The sequence below is a fragment of the Cohnella luojiensis genome, from assembly GCF_004564235.1.
Taxonomy (GTDB): domain Bacteria; phylum Bacillota; class Bacilli; order Paenibacillales; family Paenibacillaceae; genus Cohnella; species Cohnella luojiensis.
On sequence record NZ_SOMN01000021.1, the window covers coordinates 66,179 to 87,939 of the forward strand.

Annotated in this window: 20 protein-coding genes; 19 read left to right on the forward strand and 1 reads right to left on the reverse strand. The window is 52.6% G+C overall.

The annotated features are described in order from the left end of the window. Nucleotides 1-84 precede the first annotated feature (84 nt). The 11 genes from rplS (at nucleotide 85) to E2980_RS14915 (ending at nucleotide 9,502) form a co-directional block, all read left to right on the forward strand. Nucleotides 85-429: a 50S ribosomal protein L19 gene (rplS, locus tag E2980_RS14865; protein ID WP_130611845.1), complete on the forward strand. Its 345-nt coding sequence runs from the start codon at nucleotides 85-87 to the stop codon at nucleotides 427-429. A 76-nt stretch (nucleotides 430-505) separates the two neighbouring features. Next, on the forward strand, nucleotides 506-1,204 hold the full coding sequence (lepB, locus tag E2980_RS14870) for a signal peptidase I (RefSeq protein WP_135152965.1): 699 nt from the start codon (nucleotides 506-508) through the stop codon (nucleotides 1,202-1,204). Nucleotides 1,205-1,257: 53 nt separating this feature from the next. Continuing rightward, nucleotides 1,258-2,127, forward strand: a complete 870-nt coding sequence (ylqF, locus tag E2980_RS14875) for a ribosome biogenesis GTPase YlqF (protein WP_135152966.1) — start codon at nucleotides 1,258-1,260, stop codon at nucleotides 2,125-2,127. Between the two features lie 160 nt (nucleotides 2,128-2,287). Beyond that, nucleotides 2,288-2,719, forward strand: a complete 432-nt coding sequence (locus E2980_RS14880; RefSeq protein ID WP_240703042.1) for a thiol-disulfide oxidoreductase DCC family protein — start codon at nucleotides 2,288-2,290, stop codon at nucleotides 2,717-2,719. A gap of 138 nt (nucleotides 2,720-2,857) precedes the next feature. Continuing rightward, a complete protein-coding gene (locus E2980_RS14885; protein ID WP_135152968.1) occupies nucleotides 2,858-3,502 on the forward strand; it encodes a ribonuclease HII in 645 nt (214 codons plus the stop codon). A gap of 99 nt (nucleotides 3,503-3,601) precedes the next feature. Continuing rightward, nucleotides 3,602-5,461 (forward strand): hypothetical protein, encoded by a 1,860-nt coding sequence (locus tag E2980_RS14890; protein WP_135152969.1) that lies wholly within the window; start codon nucleotides 3,602-3,604, stop codon nucleotides 5,459-5,461. Further along, nucleotides 5,458-5,772: an EscU/YscU/HrcU family type III secretion system export apparatus switch protein gene (locus tag E2980_RS14895; protein WP_135152970.1), complete on the forward strand. Its 315-nt coding sequence runs from the start codon at nucleotides 5,458-5,460 to the stop codon at nucleotides 5,770-5,772. The genes E2980_RS14890 and E2980_RS14895 overlap by 4 nt, the downstream gene beginning before the upstream one ends. Before the next feature lie 21 nt (nucleotides 5,773-5,793). Further along, complete coding sequence (locus E2980_RS14900) at nucleotides 5,794-6,216, forward strand: YraN family protein (RefSeq protein WP_135152971.1); 423 nt, start codon at nucleotides 5,794-5,796, stop codon at nucleotides 6,214-6,216. Between the two features lie 573 nt (nucleotides 6,217-6,789). Continuing rightward, on the forward strand, nucleotides 6,790-7,854 hold the full coding sequence (gene hflK / locus E2980_RS14905) for an FtsH protease activity modulator HflK (RefSeq protein ID WP_135152972.1): 1,065 nt from the start codon (nucleotides 6,790-6,792) through the stop codon (nucleotides 7,852-7,854). Next, on the forward strand, nucleotides 7,851-8,717 hold the full coding sequence (hflC, locus tag E2980_RS14910; protein ID WP_135152973.1) for a protease modulator HflC: 867 nt from the start codon (nucleotides 7,851-7,853) through the stop codon (nucleotides 8,715-8,717). The genes hflK and hflC overlap by 4 nt, the downstream gene beginning before the upstream one ends. A 92-nt stretch (nucleotides 8,718-8,809) precedes the next feature. Then, a complete protein-coding gene (locus tag E2980_RS14915) occupies nucleotides 8,810-9,502 on the forward strand; it encodes a GTP pyrophosphokinase (protein WP_240703043.1) in 693 nt (230 codons plus the stop codon). Between the two features lie 154 nt (nucleotides 9,503-9,656). Here E2980_RS14915 and E2980_RS14920 read toward each other — a convergent pair whose 3' ends face one another. After that, a complete protein-coding gene (locus E2980_RS14920; protein WP_135152975.1) occupies nucleotides 9,657-11,228 on the reverse strand; it encodes a YifB family Mg chelatase-like AAA ATPase in 1,572 nt (523 codons plus the stop codon). Nucleotides 11,229-11,723: 495 nt separating this feature from the next. Between E2980_RS14920 and sucC the strand changes: the two genes are divergently transcribed. The 8 genes from sucC (at nucleotide 11,724) to codY (ending at nucleotide 21,582) form a co-directional block, all read left to right on the forward strand. Next, nucleotides 11,724-12,884, forward strand: coding sequence for an ADP-forming succinate--CoA ligase subunit beta (gene sucC / locus E2980_RS14925; protein ID WP_135152976.1), 1,161 nt, complete (start codon nucleotides 11,724-11,726; stop codon nucleotides 12,882-12,884). Nucleotides 12,885-12,915: 31 nt separating this feature from the next. Beyond that, nucleotides 12,916-13,842, forward strand: a complete 927-nt coding sequence (gene sucD / locus E2980_RS14930; protein ID WP_135152977.1) for a succinate--CoA ligase subunit alpha — start codon at nucleotides 12,916-12,918, stop codon at nucleotides 13,840-13,842. Between the two features lie 166 nt (nucleotides 13,843-14,008). Beyond that, a complete protein-coding gene (dprA, locus tag E2980_RS14935; protein WP_135152978.1) occupies nucleotides 14,009-15,202 on the forward strand; it encodes a DNA-processing protein DprA in 1,194 nt (397 codons plus the stop codon). 58 nt (nucleotides 15,203-15,260) lie between these two features. Continuing rightward, nucleotides 15,261-17,357, forward strand: coding sequence for a type I DNA topoisomerase (topA, locus tag E2980_RS14940; protein WP_135152979.1), 2,097 nt, complete (start codon nucleotides 15,261-15,263; stop codon nucleotides 17,355-17,357). A gap of 30 nt (nucleotides 17,358-17,387) precedes the next feature. After that, nucleotides 17,388-18,719, forward strand: a complete 1,332-nt coding sequence (trmFO, locus tag E2980_RS14945) for an FADH(2)-oxidizing methylenetetrahydrofolate--tRNA-(uracil(54)-C(5))-methyltransferase TrmFO (protein ID WP_135152980.1) — start codon at nucleotides 17,388-17,390, stop codon at nucleotides 18,717-18,719. Nucleotides 18,720-18,801: 82 nt separating this feature from the next. Then, a complete protein-coding gene (hslV, locus tag E2980_RS14950) occupies nucleotides 18,802-19,347 on the forward strand; it encodes an ATP-dependent protease subunit HslV (RefSeq protein ID WP_135152981.1) in 546 nt (181 codons plus the stop codon). A gap of 29 nt (nucleotides 19,348-19,376) precedes the next feature. Further along, the gene (gene hslU, locus E2980_RS14955; RefSeq protein ID WP_135152989.1) at nucleotides 19,377-20,768 is read left to right on the forward strand and encodes an ATP-dependent protease ATPase subunit HslU; all 1,392 of its coding nucleotides are present in this window, start codon (nucleotides 19,377-19,379) and stop codon (nucleotides 20,766-20,768) included. 43 nt (nucleotides 20,769-20,811) lie between these two features. Continuing rightward, the gene (gene codY / locus E2980_RS14960) at nucleotides 20,812-21,582 is read left to right on the forward strand and encodes a GTP-sensing pleiotropic transcriptional regulator CodY (RefSeq protein ID WP_135152982.1); all 771 of its coding nucleotides are present in this window, start codon (nucleotides 20,812-20,814) and stop codon (nucleotides 21,580-21,582) included. Nucleotides 21,583-21,761: the final 179 nt, after the last annotated feature.

The window sequence follows — 21,761 nt, forward strand, 5'->3', positions numbered from 1 at the left end:
GACGGTCCTCTGCACGCCATGATCCGAATGAGAACATTCGGGGAGCGGGGTACGAACGTCTGTTATGGAAGGAGTGAACACTCAATGAGTAACCTTATTCAAGCGATTACGCAAGAGCAATTGCGCAAGGACATTCCTAACTTCCGTCCCGGCGATACGCTTAAAGTGCACGTAAAAGTCGTCGAGGGTTCCCGTGAGCGCGTACAGCTGTTCGAAGGCGTTGTTATTAAACGTCGCGGCGGCGGAATCAGCGAAACATTCACGGTTCGTAAAATTTCTTACGGCGTTGGCGTTGAACGTGCTTTCCCGGTACATTCCCCGCGTCTGGAAAAAATCGAAGTGGCTCGTCGCGGTAAAGTTCGCCGCGCGAAACTGTACTACCTGCGCAACCTGCGCGGTAAAGCAGCACGGATCAAAGAAATTCGATAATTGGCGTCAGAGGAGGGCTTGGCAAAGTTCAAGCTCTCCTTTTTGCATTCAATAAGAAAGCTAGGTGCGATTGCGAATGGATCAACGACCGAATAATCTACCAAACGAATCTGCCGAGCTGGGAACGAAGCCGGATTCCGCCGAAGAAACGATTCGTGATCAACAACCGGAAACCAGGCGGGTTAACAAGCGCGGGAATTCGAAAGCGGGAAACGAATTAACGGAGTGGATAAAGGCTTTAGCTATTGCCGGAATACTCGTATTCGTCATCCGTTGGTTTCTCGTCAGCCCGTTCATCGTGGACGGAGAGTCCATGGAGCCTAACTTCTGGAACCGCGAGAGAATTATCGTGAACAAAATCTTGTACGATGTTCGCGAGCCGAAGCGCGGGGAAATCATCGTGTTCCATGTTCCGGATCAAGGACGGGATTTCATTAAGAGAGTCATCGGATTACCCGGGGAGACCGTTAAGGTCGAAGGGGATAACGTATACATAAACGGCAAGCAGATAGAAGAGACTTATCTGAAGGAAGCATACGAGAAGGCTCATGCGGCCGGTGAATTATATAATAAGGATGACGGGGATCGCTCCAACTTCCCGAACAGCAGCTATCCGGATGACGTCGTGCCGGAAGGAATGGTATTCGTAATGGGGGATAATCGCTCTAACAGCGAGGATAGCCGCAGGATCGGTTACATTCCGATGGACCGCATCGTCGGTCGCGCCGACTTGATCTTCTGGCCGATCAAGGATTTCAGTTTAGTTAACCATTAACGATAGCGAGGGGATCTCCCCTCGCGTTTGCGTCTGTAGAGAGGTGTTTCAAAATGACGATTCAATGGTTTCCCGGTCATATGACCCGCGCGAAGCGGCAGATCGAAGAGAAGCTGAAGCTCATCGACGTCGTATTCGAGCTTCTGGATGCCCGCATACCGCAATCGAGCCGAAACCCGATGGTCGACGAGATCACGGCTTCGAAACCGCGTCTAGTGCTGCTAAATAAAGCCGATCTGGCCGATCCCGCGCTAACGGCGGAGTGGAGCAGTTACTTCCGAGCGAAGGGACTGGCGACTCACGTTATCGATGCTAACGCGGGAACCGGAGTCAAAGAGCTGGCGAGCAAGGCGAAGGAGCTGCTTCAAGAGAAGATTCAGCGTCAGGTCGATAAGGGGATGAAACCCCGTCCGGTACGCGCGTTGATCGTCGGAATTCCGAACGTAGGGAAATCAACGTTGATCAACCGGCTAGCCGGGCGTAACATTGCCATAACCGGCGATCGCCCGGGCGTAACCAAAGGACAACAATGGATCCGATTCGGAGGAGAGCTGGAGCTGCTCGACACGCCGGGTATTCTATGGCCGAAATTCGACGATCCCATTGCGGGCTTCCGACTCGCAGCTACGGGGGCGATCAAGGAAGAAGTACTGCACATCGATGAGGTGGCATGCTTCGTGCTCAAGGTTCTCGTGGAGAATTACGGCTCCGTTCTGAAGGATCGCTACGGCCTTGAGGGTCTTCCCGCGGAGCTGCCGGACATGCAAGCCGCGATAGACGTGCTCGAGAGCATCGGGAAGCGCCGGGGATGCATCGTTAGCGGAGGACACGTCGATTTCGAAAAAGCGGCGACTTTATTGCTTCGGGATCTGCGATCGGGTAAGCTCGGCCGAATGACTTTGGAGAGCCCTGATAATGCTTAATGGCGCAGAGAATTGAAAGCTGTTTTCGGGCGGATGTTCCGCTAACGAAAACAGCTTTTTTTGTGTTGTTGGAGCCTTAAATATGTTAAATTACGAATAAGCATGCAAGAGATTTGGCGGCGTATCTAGAGAGGGATGAGCGTCAATGGGGAATCATCGGATGAATGCAAAAGAGCCTATAATCTTGTTAATAGACGGACAATGCAATTTGTGCCATGGGATTACCCGCTTCGTCATTAAGAGGGATCCGGAAGCCAAGTTCCGCTTTGCTTCCCTCCAATCCGAACTAGGGCAGCGGCTATTGCAAGCGGGAGGGTTGTCCAAGGATAGCTTAGATACGGTAGTCATGATTGAACACGGCAGCAGATATTCCATAAAGTCAACGGCCGCACTTCGTCTGTGCCGAAAGCTTGGAGGGTTCTGGCCGTTATTATACGGGGGCATCGTTTTCCCGCGATTTATTCGCGATAGGGTTTATGACTTCATTGCCTCGCGGCGTTATCGCTGGTTCGGACGCCAGGATAGCTGTTTAATGCCCACGGAGAATATTAGAAGCCGCTTTCTGGAGGACTCTTGGGGGTCGAAAGGATAGGGTATAGCTATTAATAGGGGAGTAACATAGTTCTTGAATCTATAAACTGGTAACAATTGTTTGCAAAATAAGGCTTGGCATTCAATGGCTCTTGTCGGACAATAGTAGGATGGTAAGGATTTGGGAGGCAATACATAGATGAATAAAAGCAATGAAATAATCGAGATCAATCGCTTAGAATACGAAGCTTCATTGTGGTCGAGAGGATTGACCGCGGTAGCTGGCGTGGACGAGGTAGGCAGGGGCTGCTTGTTCGGGGACGTGGTCGCCGCGGCCGTTATTTTACCCGCGGGTTTAGTGCTAGAAGAAGTTAACGATTCGAAGCAGCTTAGCGAGAAGAAGCGAGACAGGCTGTACGATCAGATTGTCGAGGAAGCAATCGCATGGTCGGTTGCAAGGATAGAGGCTTCCGTCATCGATTCTATCAACATCAGGCAGGCGTCAAGGCTTGCCATGAAGCAAGCGGTACTAGGATTGAGCATAGCTCCGGAGCATTTGCTCGTGGATGCGGAAACCGTTGATTTGGCCATTGAGCAAACGGCAATTATCAAAGGCGACAGCCTAAGCCAGTCCATTGCCGCCGCATCGATCGTGGCTAAAGTTACCCGTGATCGCTTATGTACGGAAATATGGGACACTTTGTATCCCGGGTATGGAATAGCAGGGCATAAAGGCTATGCAACGAAGGTACATAGGGAGGCCTTGCTTGAACTTGGACCATCGCCGCTGCATCGCAGAAGTTTTCTAAATAATCTGTTCGCGGAGCAACAGGAGCTTTTCTAAGCGAGCGGCCAGAAGAAATTCTTTCAACGGAAATTCATTGAACGGGAAACGGCGAAATGCCGATACATAGGAATAAGGTTGTTTTGAGGGGGATTCGACATGAGCATGAATATCGGACCGATGATTCGGGCGTTGATGGGAGAAGCGCAGCCGGCGGACGCGCGCTTGTTGGAGCTCAGAATCGGTCAAATCGTCAGAGGCGTGCTCATGGAGATGCTTGAAAATCAAGAAGCCATGATCAATATCAACGGGGTGCAGGTAAAGGCCAAGCTTGACGCAGAGATGCCGTTGGGAAAAAGCACCTTGTTGCAAGTGCAGCCTGGCGGAAACGGAGGCTTAATCACGCTAAAGCCGCTTGCGGACACCTCGGACGCGTTGCCCGAGGAGGGCTTGAAGGATGTTCTGAAGACGTTCGGCTTGCCTGAGCAAAAATGGGCGATGGAGCTGTTGCGCGGACTTAAGAGGGACGGGTATCCAATCGGGAAGGATGCCGCGGCGTTTTTTCGTGAAGCCGCTTCGCTCAAGCCGGCAGGGGTAGATGCCGCTTCTTGGGCAAACGCATCGGACGTGGCGTTTCGGCGCGGATTGGCGCCTACGGAAACGACCTTGTCTTCGCTTCGGCAGGCGTTGTTCGGGCAGCCGATCCATGAAGAGCTGGCGAATATGCGAACCGCGGTCGATAGCTGGATGGGCGGTGTAAAGGCGCCTTCACCGGAAGCGGCGGCACTTGGGCAGAAGCTGCAGAGCTTGCTTGCGCAGGGTGCAGCCTTGATTGCCGAGGGAGAGGTGCAGCTCGCGGGAGAAGAGGAGGGTGGAGAGGTCAGTGCCAGGGGCGCTCGGAACGCTTTGACTGACTCTACTATGAGGGAGGCTTCCGCCGGATTTAAGCCGGTTGCGGAGATGGGCAAGACTGCCGCTGATTCGACAGCTGCGGCGGTGAAGGGAGAAGGCGGCGGAGCTGCGCGTCCGCTCGCGGGTGCGGTGCCGCAGGGGCAAGCGCCTGCGGCCGCTGCGAGTACGCAGCCGGAAGCTTCGCGCGCGGCCGCGCAGGGCAGTTTGCCGCCGAACGCGCAGGCTGCGGCGGCTGAGGGCAACGCAGCGGCGGCGACTCGCGCCGCTGCAAGCAAGGCTGGCGCCCCGGCGGCGGACAGCCTCCGCGGCGCGGCGGGCTTGGCTGACGGGGCGCAGCCGTCAGCCCCTAAACAGGAAGCGGCGTGGCTAGGCCGCTTCCTGCAATGGCTCGGCGTCGGGCATGAGCGCCAGCTCCTGCACGCCGCCGAGGCGCGGTTGCCCGGCGGCGACGCCGGGCTTCCTGCGGGCGCAGCCGCAGCTCCTGCGCCCGGGGCGGATGCCCCCGGGCAAGAGGCGCGGCCCGCCGCGGATACGCTCAAGGGCGCGTTGCTCGCCCTTGCGGCGCATGACGACGTGCCCCCCGCTCTGCGGGAAGCGGCGCAAACGTTGGCCAATCAAGTGACCGGCCAACAGCTGTTGCTTTCCTCCGACCGGAGCACGGTAGTCCCCTTCAGCCACATGACGCTGTTCGTGCCGATGAAGGGCGCGGACGGCGAGACGACGGCTACCGTCCACGTGCAAACGCGGCGCAGCCGCCGCGGGGAATGGGACACCGACAATTGCCATCTGCTATTCGACCTTAAGATGCGCAATCTCGGAGATACCGTCGTGGACGTGCAGGTCGTTGATCGGATCGTCTCGGTAAAGCTGCTTAGCGATTTTCCGGGGATGACGGAGCTGCTTGACCAAGCTCGGGATGAACTCGTGACGGGCATGTCTTCGGCCGGCTTTCAGTTATTGTCCTTAAGCGCCTCGCCCTTGCCGCAATGGAAGGGTGGCTCGGCTGCCTCGGCTGCCTCGGCAATTACTGCTGCTGGAGCTGACAAAACTGCGATTGCGAGCGCCTACGCTGCCAAACCGTATAAGGGAGTCGACTATCGAGCATGAATTCAACCGGTTCCAACAAGCGGAATGTCCCGAAGAAAGCGGTCGCTCTCAAATACGAGCCTGAGCAAGGCTCCGCGCCAACCGTCATAGCCAAAGGCCAAGGAGTCATCGCGGACGAAATCATGCGTCGGGCGCAGGAGAACGGAATTCCCTTGCAGGAGGACTCCTCCCTGGTAGAGGTGCTTTCCAAGCTCGACTTAAATCAAGAGATCCCGCCTGAATTATATAAGCTTGTCGCCGAGGTGCTCAGCTTCGTCTACCGGTCCGATCGACGCGTAGGAGTGAATGCCAAGAACGGCAAACCAATTTAGCTTTGAGGAGATTCCTAGCTTATGGAAGATATCCGTCTTACGACGCAGAGCCAAGCTCAACAGCCGCAGCCTTCCCTTGCCAAGCATCGCCGCGTGGCGACGGGGCGAGCTGGAGAAGATGCCGCAGCCGAACACTTGCTGCAATTGGGTTACATCGTGGTTGAACGCAATTGGCGCTGCCGTTCCGGAGAAATCGATCTGGTTGCCCAAGACGGCGAGACGCTCGTGATCGTCGAGGTACGCTCGCGAACGAATCCGACCCGATTCGGTTCGGCGGTCGAGGCGATCACTCCGAGAAAGTGCCGCCAAGTCCGCGAGTTGGCGACTATTTATTTGAAGCACGGAAAGGCGGAGCCTCATTCTGTCCGCTTCGACGTGGTGGCCGTGACATTCCAGCAGGAAGGCATCGTGGCGGAAATCAAGCATCTCAAAGGCGCATTTTGAAGACATAACGTTATCACATACAGATATATCTACCCCAAACAGCCTCACTCCGCCGTATTACGAAACCTTATACCCGCTAGCCGCCGTTGACTCCCCAAAGAATCATAAACACAGCAATTATTTGCGTACCATGCCGTCAAGAGCGCTCAAGTAGTCTCAAGCAAACGCAATAACGGCACGCCATGCCGTTAAAAGTCCTCGAGTAGCCCCGGGCAAGCGCAATAACGGCACGCAGTGCCGTTAAGAGTCCTCAAGAAGCCCCGAGCAAGCGCAATAACGGCACGCCGTGCCGTTAAGCAGCAATCACCCTACCGCTTTTGCCCTCATTTCCTCTCCAGCTCGACTTCCATCCACTGCAGATTATCTTTAACCCATAACCGAACCGTGCTCGTCCTTCATTTCCGCGAACAAAGCTAACATCCACCACAATCAATCAACCACACACTTAGACAGTCTTATTTCCCGCAACGGATTTTGCTTAATTTGAAAATTGGATGATTTATGAAACGCCCAGAGCCTCTATGCGTAACAATATGAGGCACTTGATTGATATTAAGGGAGGCAAAAGGAAGAATGGAGCTCGTCAAAATTCCACAGAGGCGGAATAATCCGCTGGATTTACCGCCGGGATTGTTAAAGAAAATCGGATTGGGCATCGCCGCGTTATTCGTCGTATTGATCGCCTATTCTTCTTTTTACACGGTACAGGAGCAGGAAAGAGCCGCAGTCCTTACGTTCGGCAAGTTCACGAACGAGACGTCGGCAGGTCTTCATTTCAAGTGGCCTTATCCGATTCAACAGGTCATTATCGTACCCGCCGAGCTGACCCAGCGCATATACATCGGTTATCGCCAAGAGGGGGATGTCATCACTCCCGTCGAAGAGGAAGCGATGATGATTACGGGAGACGAGAATATCGTTTCCGCAGACGCCGTCGTCCAATGGAAAATCAGCGATATTCAACAGTACTTATACAACATCGATAATCCGGAGCAATTTTTGCGCAATGCTGCCAGCTCTTCCATTCGTTCCGTCATCGGCTCCGAGAAGCTGGATTACGCGATCACGGACGGGAAAACGGAGATTCAGGATAAAGTAAGAGAGAAGCTTCTCGAGCTGCAGGGAAAATACAAAACGGGGATGCAAATTATCGACATCAAATTCCAGGACATCGAGCCGCCGAGCGGTCAGGTGGAGGAAGCTTTCCAGAAAGTCACGAATGCCCGCGAAGAGAAAAACACGAAAATCAACAACGCAGCCAAGTACGAGAACGACATTATTCCTAAAGCTAGGGGTGAAGCTCAAGCGCTGCTGGAAAACGCGGAAGGCGTGAAAAAATCCCGTATTCTGAATGCCGAGGGGGACGTTGCCCAGTTTAACGCCATTTTCGCGGAGTATGTCAAGAGCCCGGGAGTAACCGAAAGTCGTTTAATCATCGAGACGCTGGAGAAAATTTTGCCTAAGGCGAAAATTTTCATTTCCGATTCGAATAGCGACACCGTTAAATATCTGCCGATCAACGAGCTTCTGCGTAATACCGGTTCCGCTTCTGGCTCTGCCTCCGGCGCAGCTGCCGGATCGGCATCAGGTTCGGCTTCCGGCTCGGCCGGATCCGCGCAAGGAGGGACCGCGAAATGAACAAAAGACTAATCCTATGGCTAGCGGGAATCGTCGTATTCATCATTCTTATTACGGGTTCCATGTTTATAGTTAAAGAAGGCGAATATAAAGTCGTCTTGAAGTTCGGCGAAGCGGTAAGGGTAGAGGGAAGCCCGGGACTTTATTTGAAAATCCCTTTTATCGAGAGCGTTTCGAAGCTTCCTAAATACCAAATGACCTACGAAAGTATTCCAACCCAAATTCTTACGAAGGATAAAAAACCGATTATCGTCGATAATTATACGGTTTGGAGAATCAACAACCCGCAAAACTTCCTAAAAACTGTCCAAACGGTGAGCGGAGGGGTACAACGGATTGATGAGGCGGTATACAACATTGTGCGTCGCAAGCTTTCTGAAATCAACTATGATAATATTATTAGCGAGAACACCGAGCGAGGTAATATCAACGACGACATCACGAAGGACGTGGCGGCTGCCATCATTAGGGATAGCTACGGTATCGAGATTGTGGACGTACGAATCAAACGGACAGATTTGCCTGATGGGAACAAACAAAGCGTCTACAATCGGATGATCTCGGATCGCGAGTCCATTGCAGCCAAATATCTGTCCGAAGGCGACGAGGAATCCCGTAAAATCACTTCGAAAGCCGACCGCACGGCTACCGAATTACTCGCGCAAGCCGAAGCGGACGCCAAGAAAATCATTGCCCAAGGCGAGCAGGAAGCGGCAAAAATTTATAACTCGGCGTACGGGAAAAACCCCGAGTTTTATAACTTTTACCGGACACTGCAAAGCTACGTGACGACTTTGGAGAACGAGCCGGTCATTATGCTGCCTATCGATTCGCCGTACACTCGAATTCTGTTAGGCAAATAACATAAGTTTGTAATGAAGGGTGATCGATTCTGACTAACCTACCGCTGCCGATGGAACAATTCAAAAGATTCAAGGATGAAATCACCCGGTTCATGATGATGTATAAGTTCGCGTTGGATTCCTTGGAGACGAAGATGGATATCCTGAAGGAAGAGTTTCAATTTCTCCACGACTACAATCCGATCGAACATACGAAGTCCCGGCTTAAATCGCCGGAAAGCATATTGAGTAAAATCAACCGAAAAGGCTGCGATATCTCCTTTCCTAGCATCAAAAGCCATATCAAGGACATTGCAGGTCTAAGAATTACTTGCTCTTTCGTTACGGATATCTATCGCATCAGCGAGATGCTGCGGAGCCAGAGCGACTTAACGATCGTGGAGACGAAGGATTACATCAAAAAACCAAAGCCAAACGGTTACCAGAGCTTGCATATGATCGTCGAGGTTCCGGTATACATGTCCGATCGCCATGAGAACGTATGCGTCGAAGTGCAAATCCGCACGATCGCCATGGATTTCTGGGCAAGTCTGGAGCATAAGATCTATTACAAGTATACCGAAGGCGTGCCGCCTAGATTGCTTCAGGAGCTTAAGGAAGCTGCGGATTCCGCCGCTGCCCTAGATAAGCAAATGGAAAGGCTGCATAACGAAATATCTGAAATCAAAGAAAATAAGGATAATGCCGCGGCAGCGGGAACGAAGCGAATCATCATTCGCGATCAAGAATTTCAAATTCCGGCCGCGCTTCTCGAGCTGATCGACGTCGGTCAAAATAACAACTAGTTCTTTAGTAATTCATCGACCGTAACACTCTGCTCTAAGGGGTGTTGCGGTTTTTTTAACGATTCAGAATGTAAAAAATATCGCTATCCATTTCTGAATCGTCTCCGACATAAACCTTTGTCGCCATCCCAAGGACGGCGATAGCCGTTTATGCTTATTCCGCTGCCTGATCCAAACACCGGTAGCTTATCGCCTCGGCCACGTCCTCGGAACGGATGGACTCTCTTCCCGCCAGATCGGCGATGGTCCGGGACATCTTAAGAATACGGTCATGAGCCCGGAAACTGAGACCGAGCTGTTCGTATACTTGTTGGAGCAACATTTCCGCATCCATGGCAAGTTTTGCGTATTTCTTAAGAAAAGGTCCTTGCAGCTGGCTATTCCAATGAATGCCATGCTTGGCGTAACGGGATTTCTGCCGGGCAGCCGCGTCCATAACGATTTCCCGTGCTAGAGCCGAGGACATACCGGCTTCCGATGATGGTTTGACCGTTTGCCTGGGCAGCTCGACCTGCAAGTCCAGCCGATCCGCGAGGGGACCCGACATTCTGGCGCGATACCTTGCGATTGCTGTTGGAGTACAAGTACAGGGGCGATCGTTCACGGTGCCGCCATTAAAGCCGCAAGGACAAGGGTTCATGGATGCCGTGAGCATAAAACGAGCCGGGAACTTACAAACTCCTCTAGCTCGTCCGATCGTGACTTCCCGATCTTCGAGCGGTTGCCGCAGAGCTTCAAGGCTCGCGCGCGAAAATTCGGGCATTTCGTCCAAAAAAAGAATGCCGTTATGGGCAAGCGTCACTTCCCCTGGCTTGGGAATCGAGCCGCCGCCTATAAGTCCTGCCGTAGATATCGTATGGTGAGGAGCCCTAAAGGTGCGTCGCCGAATGAGTCCCGATTGCGAATTGCCAAGCTTGCCGCATACGCTGAAAATTTTCGTGACGGACAGCGCTTCTTCATCATCAAGCGGCGGCATCAACGTAGGGAGGCGGCGGCAGAGCATCGTTTTTCCCGTTCCGGGAGGTCCTACGAATAGCAAATTATGCATGCCGCTGGCAGCGATGAGGAGCGCTCGCTTCCCTTGCTCTTGTCCGATGACATCCGACAAATCGAGCTCGCCCTCATAAGCGCCGTAGCTCAAGTTTGATCGGTTTGCCGCTCTTAATTTCTTCGTACTGAATCCGGTATTGCGATGCGACTGTTCACCATCCGTCGGGTCATCCACGAAACCATGAATCCACTCGGCAAGCGAAGATATCCCGAATACCTCGATGCCCGGAATAAGGGAGGCTTCGGCGACTGCGGAATGGGGGACGATGATCCTTCCGATCCCCGCGCTCCGTGCTAATTCCGTCATAGGTAATACTCCGGGCACGCTCCTGACCGTTCCGTTCAACGACAGCTCGCCTATGAACAACGTATCCTCAAGCAAACTCGCATCGACTTGACCGCTTGCGCATAGAATGCCGGCGGCGATCGCGAGATCGAACGCGCTTCCTTCCTTGCGAAGATCCGCCGGCGCTAGATTGATCGTAATCCGATCCATAGGGAACTTCATTCCGCCGTTTTGAATCGCAGCCCGGACCCTCTCGACGGACTCCCGTACAGCCGAATCGGGCAACCCGACAACGCTAACCTGCGGCAATCCCGAGCAAATATTCACTTCAACCTCGATAAACCGGCCTTCCACCCCGAGCACGCTCGCGCTCATGATCTTTACATACACGAAAAAAAACACCCTCCTCCGTCGTTGTCGTTACTGACGGGAAAGGTGCTTCCTCTCCGAACATTCATTATTAAATTTAGAATACTGCGAGTTAGGAGGGCTGTCAATGATTCGATATCCGTCCGGATAGAATCCAGCGTGATACCCCCTTAACTCCCTATTTTAGACGCAGGAAAGGACGCAATGTTTCGTGGAAAAGCCGGAATAATAACAAGTCAAATAGCAAAAGCTATATATGTTTGCCTTGTTTCCATATCAATATGAGATTAAACCATTGCCAAATTAGACTAATAAATTGATGAAAAAGTGAGGAACCGTTAATCAAATAGTGTTACAATGATGAAGGTTTTGTTACATAAATTCGTTTGTGTGACGGCTAGGGGCGATTATCTCATCGCTAACAGAGAGTCACCTGTGACGGTCGCGCAAGGCGATATCGCCGTTGCGATCAACCGCACTCGATATTAAAGCGCACAACGGGAGGATGCCAGGGTCATGAATATTCATGAGTATCAAGGCAAGGAAGTCTTGAGGCAATATGGCGTTAACGTGCCGCGCGGCAAAGTGGCGTTTAACGTCGAAGAAGCCGTAAGCGCCGCGAAAGAACTCGGAAGCTCGGTAACCGTCGTCAAAGCCCAGATCCATGCGGGCGGACGCGGTAAAGCCGGCGGAGTTAAAATCGCCAAGAGCATTGACGACGTCGCTAAATACGCGAAGGAATTGCTCGGCAAAGTATTGGTCACGCACCAAACGGGTCCGGAAGGCAAAGAAGTCAAACGCCTTCTGATCGAAGAAGGCTGCGACATTAAGAAAGAATACTACATTGGCGTTGTCGTTGACCGGGGAACCGGACGCGTCGTCATGATGGGCTCCGAAGAAGGCGGCATGGACATCGAAGAAGTCGCCGCTCATTCTCCGGAGAAAATCATCAAAGTCGTTGTCGATCCTGCGGTAGGGCTGCAAATGTTCCAAGCTCGCCAACTGGCATACGACATCAAGATCCCAGCCGAACAGATCAACAAAGCGGTTAAGTTCATGCTTGCGTTGTACAAGGCATTCGAAGACAAGGATTGCTCCATCGCGGAGATCAATCCGCTTGTCGTTACGGGTTCCGGCGATGTTATGGCGCTCGATGCCAAATTGAACTTCGATTCCAACGCGCTGTTCCGTCATAAAGATATCGTCGAGCTTCGCGACCTGGATGAAGAGGATGCTAAAGAAATTCAAGCTTCCAAATTCGATCTTTCCTACATCGCCTTGGACGGCAACATCGGCTGCATGGTTAACGGAGCCGGACTAGCTATGGCGACGATGGACATCATTAAATATTTCGGCGGATCTCCGGCTAACTTCCTAGACGTTGGCGGCGGAGCGACGAAAGAAAAAGTAACCGAAGCGTTCAAGATCATCCTTTCCGACCCTAACGTCAAAGGGATTTTCGTTAACATCTTCGGCGGCATCATGAAGTGTGATATCATTGCCGAGGGCATCGTGGCCGCGGCTCGCGACTTGGGTCTTGATCGTCCGCTTGTCGTCCGTCTTGAGGGTACCAACGTAGCATTAGGCAAAGAAATCTTGAACGGATCCGGCCTGAACATCGTGGCTGCGGATTCCATGTCCGACGGCGCGAAGAAAATCGTGTCGCTCGTGCAATGACTAGGGAGAACCTACCGGGGAGTGTATAATCATGAGTATTTTGATCGATAAAAACACCAAGGTGATCACCCAAGGCATCACGGGCGCAACGGGAAATTTCCACGCCAAGGGTGCACTGGATTACGGTACGCAAATGGTTGGCGGAGTAACGCCGGGCAAAGGCGGAACGAACGTTGATTTTAACTTGGAAAATGGCACGACCGTTTCCTTGCCGGTATTCAATACGGTACGCGAAGCGGTAAAAGCAACGGGCGCAACGGCATCCGTCATCTACGTCGCTCCTCCGTTCGCAGCCGACGCGATCATGGAAGCGGTGGATGCCGAGCTTGATCTCGTCATCTGTATTACGGAAGGTATTCCGGTACTCGACATGGTTAAGGTCATGCGCTTCATGGAAGGCAAGAAAACCCGCTTGATCGGACCGAACTGCCCTGGCGTCATTACGCCGGGAGAGATCAAAATCGGTATCATGCCTGGTTATATTCACAAAAAAGGCCATGTAGGCGTCGTTTCCCGTTCCGGAACTTTGACGTACGAAGCGGTTCACCAGCTGACTTCGAGCGGCATCGGCCAATCTTCGGCGGTAGGTATCGGCGGAGATCCGGTTAAAGGATCCGAGTTCATCGATATTCTCAAGCTGTTCAACGAAGATCCGGATACGTACGCCGTCATCATGATCGGCGAAATCGGCGGTACGGCGGAAGAAGAAGCGGCTGAATGGGTGAAGGCCAACATGACGAAACCTGTCGTCGGCTTCATCGGCGGCGCAACGGCTCCTGCAGGCAAGCGTATGGGACATGCCGGCGCGATTATTTCCGGCGGCAAAGGTACGGCTGCAGAGAAAATTTCGGTGCTCGAAGCATGCGGCATTCGCGTCGCTCCGACGCCTTCCGACATGGGCGCGACTCTTGTCGCCGTTCTTGAAGAAAAAGGCCTGTTGGAAAAATGCAAAGGTTAATGGTAAAGTAATCGCATAGAGACATTCGTCGGATGGATAGTCATCCGCGCGAAACGGCAAGGCAAGCAGCCTTCTGCCCCCTCGATCGAGGGAGTGGGAGGCTTTTTTGCGTTTAATTTCGTTTTCGTCCGATGAAAACAATAATCGTAGAGGAAGAAGGTTCATTATGTTCGATGAGAGTTCAAACGAGAAAAATCGTTCCGTTAGAGCCGTTTCCAAATCGGAAGCAAGAATAACGGGTATATCAAGAGAGACGCTAATCGGGTTGCATGAGACGGAAGGCGTAGGCAGAATTTCGATTGCCGCCATTTTGTTATCCGGAGCGTTGAAAGGAAAAGGCTCGCTGCGCCATTCGTCCGATTTTCTAGCCGGGGATTGGAGAGATATGGGGCTAAGTCCAAGACAAGCGGCAGCCGTCGTCGCCAATCTGAGCGCGGAAGCCACGGAAGCTAGATATCGGCGGCATGAATCCAGGGACATGCAGGTCGTAACGTACTTGGATGAGAATTATCCTAAATTGCTGAGGAAGATTTCCGATCCCCCGTGGGTACTCTACTACAAAGGGAATTGGGAACTTGTCCATTATCCCGCGATTGCGATCGTAGGGACTAGATTGGCGACCGGGTACGGGCGCAAGATGTCGGAGGACATTGCGGCGGGCTGTGCGAAGCGCATGACGGTCGTTAGCGGTCTCGCCAGGGGGATTGACGCCGCGGCTCACGCGGGAGCCTTACGAGCCGCTTGCGGGACGATCGCGGTGCTTGCCGGAGGCGTTGATTATTGTTATCCTCCCGAGAACAAGGCCCTATATCGAGATCTCTCTATTCATGGTCTTATCCTATCCGAGAGTCCTCCGGACACGATTCTACGTCCCGGGTTGTTTCCGTTGCGCAATCGAATCATCGCGGGCCTGTCTTACGGGGTAATCGTAGTAGAAGCCGCCCAGAGAAGCGGTGCGTTGATAACGGCCGATTTGGCGTTAGGCTATGATCGCGACATCTTCGTCGTACCGGGCCAAGTGACTTCGCCGCGCAGCAAAGGGGCGCTCGAATATTTCAGGAAGGGGGCAAACCCGGTGCTGGACGAGACGGATATATTCCAGGCGTATTCCCACAGGCTGCCCCTTCAAGCGATGCCCCGAACCGTTGAAACCGATTCACCCGACGCACATCCGATGCCTGTCGATCTTACTCCCGACGAGAATCGGATTTACGACATTTTACTCGATCAGCCTTGTTCCATAGACGAACTTACGATACAATCCGGGATGACGTTTGGACATTTACACTCGGTTCTGCTATCTTTACTAATAAAAAGACGGATTCATCAACAACCCGGTTCTGTATATAATGTCCTTTAATGAAAACATAAGCACATAGACAGTAGGACTTGTCGACCGTAGGAGAGGAGGAATGGACGTGGCGGATTCACTCGTAATCGTAGAGTCGCCGGCTAAAGCCAAGACGATCGGAAAGTATTTGGGAAGCAAATTTATCGTCAAAGCGTCCATGGGGCACATTCGCGATTTACCCAAGAGCCAGATCGGGGTAGAGGTGGATAACGATTTTCAGCCTAAATACATTACGATTCGCGGCAAGGGAAGCGTTCTAAAGGAACTTCGGGACGCCAGTAAAAAAGTAAAAAAAGTGTATCTGGCGGCTGACCCCGACAGAGAGGGCGAAGCGATCGCGTGGCATTTGGCGCATTATCTGGAAATAGACGAGAAGGACGCATGCCGCGTCGTATTTAATGAAATCACAAAGCAAGCGGTCAAGGATGCCTTCAAGAATCCTCGTCCGATCGATATGGATTTGGTCAATGCCCAGCAAGCGAGGAGGGTGCTCGACCGACTCGTGGGCTACAAGATCAGCCCGTTATTATGGAAGAAAGTCAAGAAGGGCTTAAGCGCGGGCCGAGTGCAGTCGGTTGCCGTTAAGCTGATCTATGACCGCGAGAACGAGATCAATGCGTTTATTCCGGAAGAATATTGGAGCATAACCGCACATCTACTGAAGGGGACCGCGGCTTTCGAGGCGAAGTTCCATTCCCTGAACGGGGAGAAGAAGGAGCTTACAAGCGAGTCCGACGTGAAAGAAGTGCTGGCTCAGATGGGAAGCTCCGACTTCGCTGTCGGAGAAGTGAAAGAGAAAGAACGGCTGCGCAATCCGTCTCCTCCGTTTATTACGAGCTCTCTTCAGCAGGAAGCGGCGCGCAAGCTTAATTTCCGCGCGTCCAAGACGATGCAGATTGCCCAGCAACTCTATGAAGGCGTGGATTTGGGCAAAGAAGGTACGGTCGGTTTGATTACGTACATGCGTACGGATTCCACTCGTATTTCTCCAATCGCACAAGAGGAAGCCAAAGAATATATTGAAGGAAAATACGGAAGCAAATTTTATCCCGAAACGCCTCGCGTCTACACGAAGAAGAACGCCGGCGCCCAAGACGCCCATGAAGCGATCCGCCCGACTTCCGTACTTCGCGATCCCGAATCCATTAAAGCTTTTACTTCTAAAGACCAGCTGCGCTTGTATAAGCTAATCTGGGAACGGTTTGTTGCCAGCCAGATGTCTTCAGCGATTCTAGATACGATGACCGTAGATTTGGGCAACGGACCGGTCGTATTCCGCGCGAACGGCTCCAAGTTGAAATTCGCCGGCTTTATGAAGGTGTACGTCGAAGGCAATGACGACGGGACAACCGACGAGGATCGTTTGCTGCCGGCGTTGACCCCGGGCGATAAGGTTCAATCGAAGGATATCGAGCCGAAGCAGCATTTCACCCAGCCGCCTCCGCGTTTTACGGAAGCTAGACTGGTTAGAACGCTAGAGGAGCTTGGTATAGGGCGTCCGAGTACCTATGCTCCTACGCTTGAGACGATTCAGAAAAGAAACTACGTCGCCATGGAAGAAAAGAAATTCATTCCAACCGAATTGGGCGAGCTCGTGATCCAGCTCATGGAGGAATTTTTCCCGGAGATCTTAGATGCGGAGTTTACCGCCAACATGGAAGGCGACCTGGACCATGTCGAGGAAGGAACTCAGGATTGGGTCAGCGTCATCGGGGATTTCTACAAATCGTTCGAAGTGAGATTGAATTACGCCGAAGACGAAATGAAGGAAATCGAAATCAAGGATGAACCGTCCGACGAAGTTTGCGATAAATGCGGAAGCCAGATGGTTTACAAGATGGGCCGATTTGGCAAGTTCCTGGCATGCTCCGGCTTCCCGAATTGCCGGAATACGAAACCGATCATTAAAGATACTGGCGTTCACTGCCCGAAATGCGCGGAAGGGCAGATCGTCGAGCGTCGCAGCAAGAAGGGGCGCCTGTTCTACGGTTGCAACTTATACCCCGGCTGCGATTACGTATCCTGGGATAAGCCGGTCGCGAAGCCTTGTCCTAGCTGTGGCGGGATGATGGTGGAGAAGCGCGTCAAGGGTGAAATTCAATATCATTGCACGGTCTGCACCCACTCGGAGAACGTCGAGGAAGCGGAAGAGGCCGCAGAATAAAAGGCAGGCAAGCTTAGGAGGTTAATCGTTTTGAATGAAGTCCAATCCGTGACGGTGATCGGCGCAGGTCTGGCCGGCAGCGAAGCTGCTTGGCAGATTGCCAGGCAGGGCGTTCCCGTCACTTTGTACGAGATGCGCCCGGTTAAGAAAACTCCAGCCCATCACACGGGCGAGTTTGCGGAGCTGGTGTGCAGCAACAGCCTAAGAGCGAACGGCCTGGCCAATGCGGTCGGGGTATTGAAGGAAGAGATGAGGAGATTGGATTCCCTTATCCTGTCCTGCGCGGATCAGCACGCCGTACCTGCCGGAGGGGCGCTTGCGGTAGATCGCGACGGTTTCTCCGCCGAGGTTACGAAGCGGCTTCGCGAGCATCCTCTCATTACCGTAGTGAACGAAGAGGTCTCGGAAATCCCGCAGAACGGCATCGTCGTCATCGCGACAGGTCCGTTGACGTCTCCAGAGTTAGCCGACAGCATCAAGCAGCTGATGGGGGAAGAGTATTTCTACTTCTTCGATGCGGCGGCTCCTATCGTCGAGAAAGATTCTATTGATTTAGACAAGGTATTCCTGGCTTCCCGCTATGATAAAGGCGAAGCAGCGTACTTGAATTGCCCGATGACGGAAGAGCAATTCGACGTCTTCTACGAGGCTTTGACGACGGCGGAGACGGCGGAGGTTAAAGATTTCGAGAAGGATATGTACTTCGAGGGCTGCATGCCGATCGAAGTAATGGCTAAGCGCGGCAAGCAAACGGTATTGTTCGGCCCGATGAAGCCGGTCGGCTTGATCGATCCGCGTACCGGAGCGAAATCGCACGCGGTCATTCAGCTCCGTCAGGATAATGCGGCGGGGACGTTATATAATCTTGTCGGCTTTCAGACTCATCTCAAGTGGGGAGAACAAAAACGGGTATTTTCCTTGATTCCAGGACTGGAGAATGCCGAGTTTGTCCGTTATGGCGTCATGCACCGCAATACTTTCATCAATTCGCCTAAGTTGCTGCACCCTACGTATCAATTCCGAGGGAGAGAGACTCTTTTCTTCGCAGGCCAGATGACCGGCGTGGAAGGATATGTGGAGTCGGCGGCTTCCGGGCTGATCTCGGGGTTAAACGCGGGTCGGATGGCAAGGGGACTCGAGCTTCTGGCGCTTCCCGCCCATACGACTCTCGGAAGCATGGCGAATTATATCACGACGGCCGACTTCAAGCATTTTCAGCCGATGAACGCGAATTTCGGATTATTTCCGCCATTGGGACACCGCGTGAGAAGCAAGAAAGAGAAGAACGACGCCATTGCGGCGCGGGCTTTGGAGAGTATTGACTCGCTTAGCTTGGAAATCAAGCAAAGTTCCGTTTTGTAACCTATTAAGCAGCGGCCGCGTATATCTCATAAGCCGCTGCTTTTGCGGCTTTAATAACAAGATTGAACGGGAGGATCAGCCCATGGATATGAGCTTTCACGCAACGACGATTTGCGCCGTCCGCCATAATGGAAAAGGTGCCATCGCGGGCGACGGACAGGTAACCTTCGGAAATAGCATGGTCATGAAGAACACCGCCAAAAAGGTGCGCAGGCTTTATCGCAATCAGGTCGTCGCGGGCTTCGCGGGCTCGGTCGCGGATGCGATTACGTTATTCGAGAAGTTCGAAGGCAAGCTGGAGGAGCATCATGGAAACCTGCAGCGGGCAGCGGTAGAGTTAGCCAAGGATTGGCGATCTGATCGCGTTCTTCGCCGGTTGGAAGCGATGATGATCGTCGTAGACGCTACGGGCATGCTGCTTCTTTCCGGTAACGGGGAAGTTATTGAGCCGGACGACGGCATATTGGCGATCGGATCCGGCGGAAGCTTCGCTTTAGCCGCGGCAAGAGCGCTAAAACGCTTTGCGCCGGACATGGAAGCGAAAGAGATTGCAAGGGCGGCTCTGGAGACGGCAGCCGAGATCTGCGTATTTACGAACAATAACTTGGTCGTCGAGGAAATAGGATGATTAAATTCGATAAGGACAAGGGAGAGGTTCTGATGAATGACACGTTGACGCCTCGCCAAATCGTGGCGGAACTGGATAAATACATTGTCGGACAAAAGCCAGCCAAACGCTCGGTAGCCGTCGCTTTGCGCAACCGCTACCGCCGCAGCCGATTGCCGGAAGAGCTTCGCGACGAGATTGTCCCTAAGAACATTCTGATGATCGGGCCAACGGGCGTCGGGAAGACGGAAATCGCGCGCAGGCTGGCCAAGTTAGTTCATGCTCCTTTTATCAAAGTCGAAGCAACCAAATTCACGGAAGTCGGATACGTGGGAAGAGATGTCGAATCCATGGTGAGGGATTTGGTCGAGACGGCGATCCGTATGGTCAAGGAGGAGCGTACGGAGAAGGTCAAGGATAAAGCGGAGAAAGCGGCGAACGAGCGCCTCGCGGCCTTGTTGGTACCTTCTCCCGCGAAGCAGAAGTCGCAGAAGAATCCATTGGAGATGCTGTTCGGAGGCTTAAGTACGCCCAGCGACGAGCCGGAACCCGTCGATCCTAACCTGCAAGACAAAAGACGCGATGCGAAATCAAAGCTGGATGCAGGGAACATGGAGAACGAGATCATCGAAATCGAGGTTGAAGATAACTCTCCGAACATGTTGGATATGCTAGGCGGTCCCGGTCAAGAGCAAATGGGGAACATGCAGGAAATGCTGGGGCAGTTTCTTCCGAAGCGTCGCAAGAAGCGCCGTCTCAGCGTAAAAGAAGCCCGGAAAGTGCTTATCGCGGAGGAAGCGAGCAAGCTGATCGATATGGACGATGTCATTTCCGAATCGGTGCGTCGCGCGGAGCAATCCGGCATTATTTTCATCGACGAGATCGACAAGATCGCCAGCCAAGGCCGCGGACAAGGGCCCGACGTCTCCCGTGAAGGGGTGCAGAGGGATATCCTGCCTATCGTCGAGGGCTCGACCGTCATGACCAAATACGGGCCCGTCAAAACCGATTATGTTCTTTTCATGGCCGCAGGAGCTTTCCATATCGCCAAACCATCGGACCTGATTCCTGAGCTTCAAGGTCGATTCCCCATCCGGGTCGAGCTAAGCAGCTTAACGGATCAGGATTTCATACGGATATTGACGGAGCCGGAGAACGCCTTAACCAAACAATATACCGCGCTCTTGCAAACGGAAGGCATTAATGTCACCTTCACGGAGCCGGCAATTTCCGAACTAGCCCGCATGGCTCAAGAAGTGAATCACAATACCGAGAACATTGGCGCGCGCAGGTTGCATACCCTCTTGGAGAAATTGCTGGAGGATCTGAGCTTCGAAGCCCCGGAACTTCAGCTGGAAGAGATGAAGATTACTCCCGAATACGTGCGAGAGAAGCTAGCTAGCATTGCAAGTAATCGGGATTTGAGTCAGTATATTTTATAAAGGGTTCTTTGACTTGCTTGCCGCATTAGGAGGAAGCTGAATCATGACGTTGTTGATGAAAACCCGTACACTCAATAAGTTGCTGCAAGAGGCGGCCGGGAAACCGCTGAACTTTCGAGAGATGGCGGAAGGTTTACGGGAAACGATGCAAGGGAATGTCCTTGTACTTAGCCGGAGAGGGAAGGTACTCGGATCGGCATTATCGGCCGGGTTTCCGGATATGTGGTTTCGCAGGGAGCAAGCGGATGAGCTGAGGTTCCCTGTTGAAACGAACGAACGATTACTGCAAATCTCGGAAACGGCCGCTAACATTTCGTCAGATGAGGAAATTTTAATGCCGGTGGAAGCTGCTTTCGCGAATGAGATCGTGACCATAGTTCCAATTATAGGTGGCGGGGACAGACTCGGTACTTTAGTCCTATCCAGGGTGAATCGGTCATTTGGGGACGATGATCTTATTTTGGCAGAATACGGGTCTACGATCATAGGTATGGAGATACTGCGTGAAAGGCTTGAAGAGAGGGAAACGGAGGCGAGGAGCAAAGCGATCGTATCCGTTGCCGTGAACTCGCTCTCGTTTAGCGAAATGGAAGCCGTCGAGCAAATATTCGAAGAGCTCGAAGGCAAGGAAGGGCTGCTCGTCGCATCCAAAATTGCGGACCGGGCGGGTATCACTAGGTCGGTGATCGTTAACGCTTTACGTAAATTGGAAAGCGCTGGCGTCATCGAAACTCGTTCGCTAGGGATGAAAGGGACGTATATTCGTATCTTGAATTCCCAATTACTGCAAGAACTTGAGTATAGAAAAAACTAAATATCGGCATGTCTATTTGTAAATAAAGCCCAATCTTCAATTCGAAGATTAGGGCTTTTTGTGCGCTTGGCAGCGCATCGACTAAGGAGTGAAAGTCTCCAGCATACCGCGAGGTGGCGGAAGTGCATAGCTGACAGGCAGTGCGTAGTCCATGAGGGTGCGTGCGGAGGGCTTGAAGG

What these genes read in the sequence shown, in the direction of transcription:
- E2980_RS14895 (WP_135152970.1), top strand. Translation starts at nt 5,458, where the DNA reads ATGAATTCAACCGGTTCCAACAAGCGGAATGTCCCGAAGAAAGCGGTC.
- E2980_RS14915 (WP_240703043.1), top strand. Translation starts at nt 8,810, where the DNA reads ATGATGATGTATAAGTTCGCGTTGGATTCCTTGGAGACGAAGATGGAT.
- sucC (WP_135152976.1), top strand. Translation starts at nt 11,724, where the DNA reads ATGAATATTCATGAGTATCAAGGCAAGGAAGTCTTGAGGCAATATGGC.
- hflC (WP_135152973.1), top strand. Translation starts at nt 7,851, where the DNA reads ATGAACAAAAGACTAATCCTATGGCTAGCGGGAATCGTCGTATTCATC.
- codY (WP_135152982.1), top strand. Translation starts at nt 20,812, where the DNA reads ATGACGTTGTTGATGAAAACCCGTACACTCAATAAGTTGCTGCAAGAG.
- rplS (WP_130611845.1), top strand. Translation starts at nt 85, where the DNA reads ATGAGTAACCTTATTCAAGCGATTACGCAAGAGCAATTGCGCAAGGAC.
- hflK (WP_135152972.1), top strand. Translation starts at nt 6,790, where the DNA reads ATGGAGCTCGTCAAAATTCCACAGAGGCGGAATAATCCGCTGGATTTA.
- ylqF (WP_135152966.1), top strand. Translation starts at nt 1,258, where the DNA reads ATGACGATTCAATGGTTTCCCGGTCATATGACCCGCGCGAAGCGGCAG.
- E2980_RS14880 (WP_240703042.1), top strand. Translation starts at nt 2,288, where the DNA reads ATGAATGCAAAAGAGCCTATAATCTTGTTAATAGACGGACAATGCAAT.
- E2980_RS14890 (WP_135152969.1), top strand. Translation starts at nt 3,602, where the DNA reads ATGAGCATGAATATCGGACCGATGATTCGGGCGTTGATGGGAGAAGCG.
- sucD (WP_135152977.1), top strand. Translation starts at nt 12,916, where the DNA reads ATGAGTATTTTGATCGATAAAAACACCAAGGTGATCACCCAAGGCATC.
- E2980_RS14885 (WP_135152968.1), top strand. Translation starts at nt 2,858, where the DNA reads ATGAATAAAAGCAATGAAATAATCGAGATCAATCGCTTAGAATACGAA.
- dprA (WP_135152978.1), top strand. Translation starts at nt 14,009, where the DNA reads ATGTTCGATGAGAGTTCAAACGAGAAAAATCGTTCCGTTAGAGCCGTT.
- lepB (WP_135152965.1), top strand. Translation starts at nt 506, where the DNA reads ATGGATCAACGACCGAATAATCTACCAAACGAATCTGCCGAGCTGGGA.
- hslV (WP_135152981.1), top strand. Translation starts at nt 18,802, where the DNA reads ATGGATATGAGCTTTCACGCAACGACGATTTGCGCCGTCCGCCATAAT.
- E2980_RS14900 (WP_135152971.1), top strand. Translation starts at nt 5,794, where the DNA reads ATGGAAGATATCCGTCTTACGACGCAGAGCCAAGCTCAACAGCCGCAG.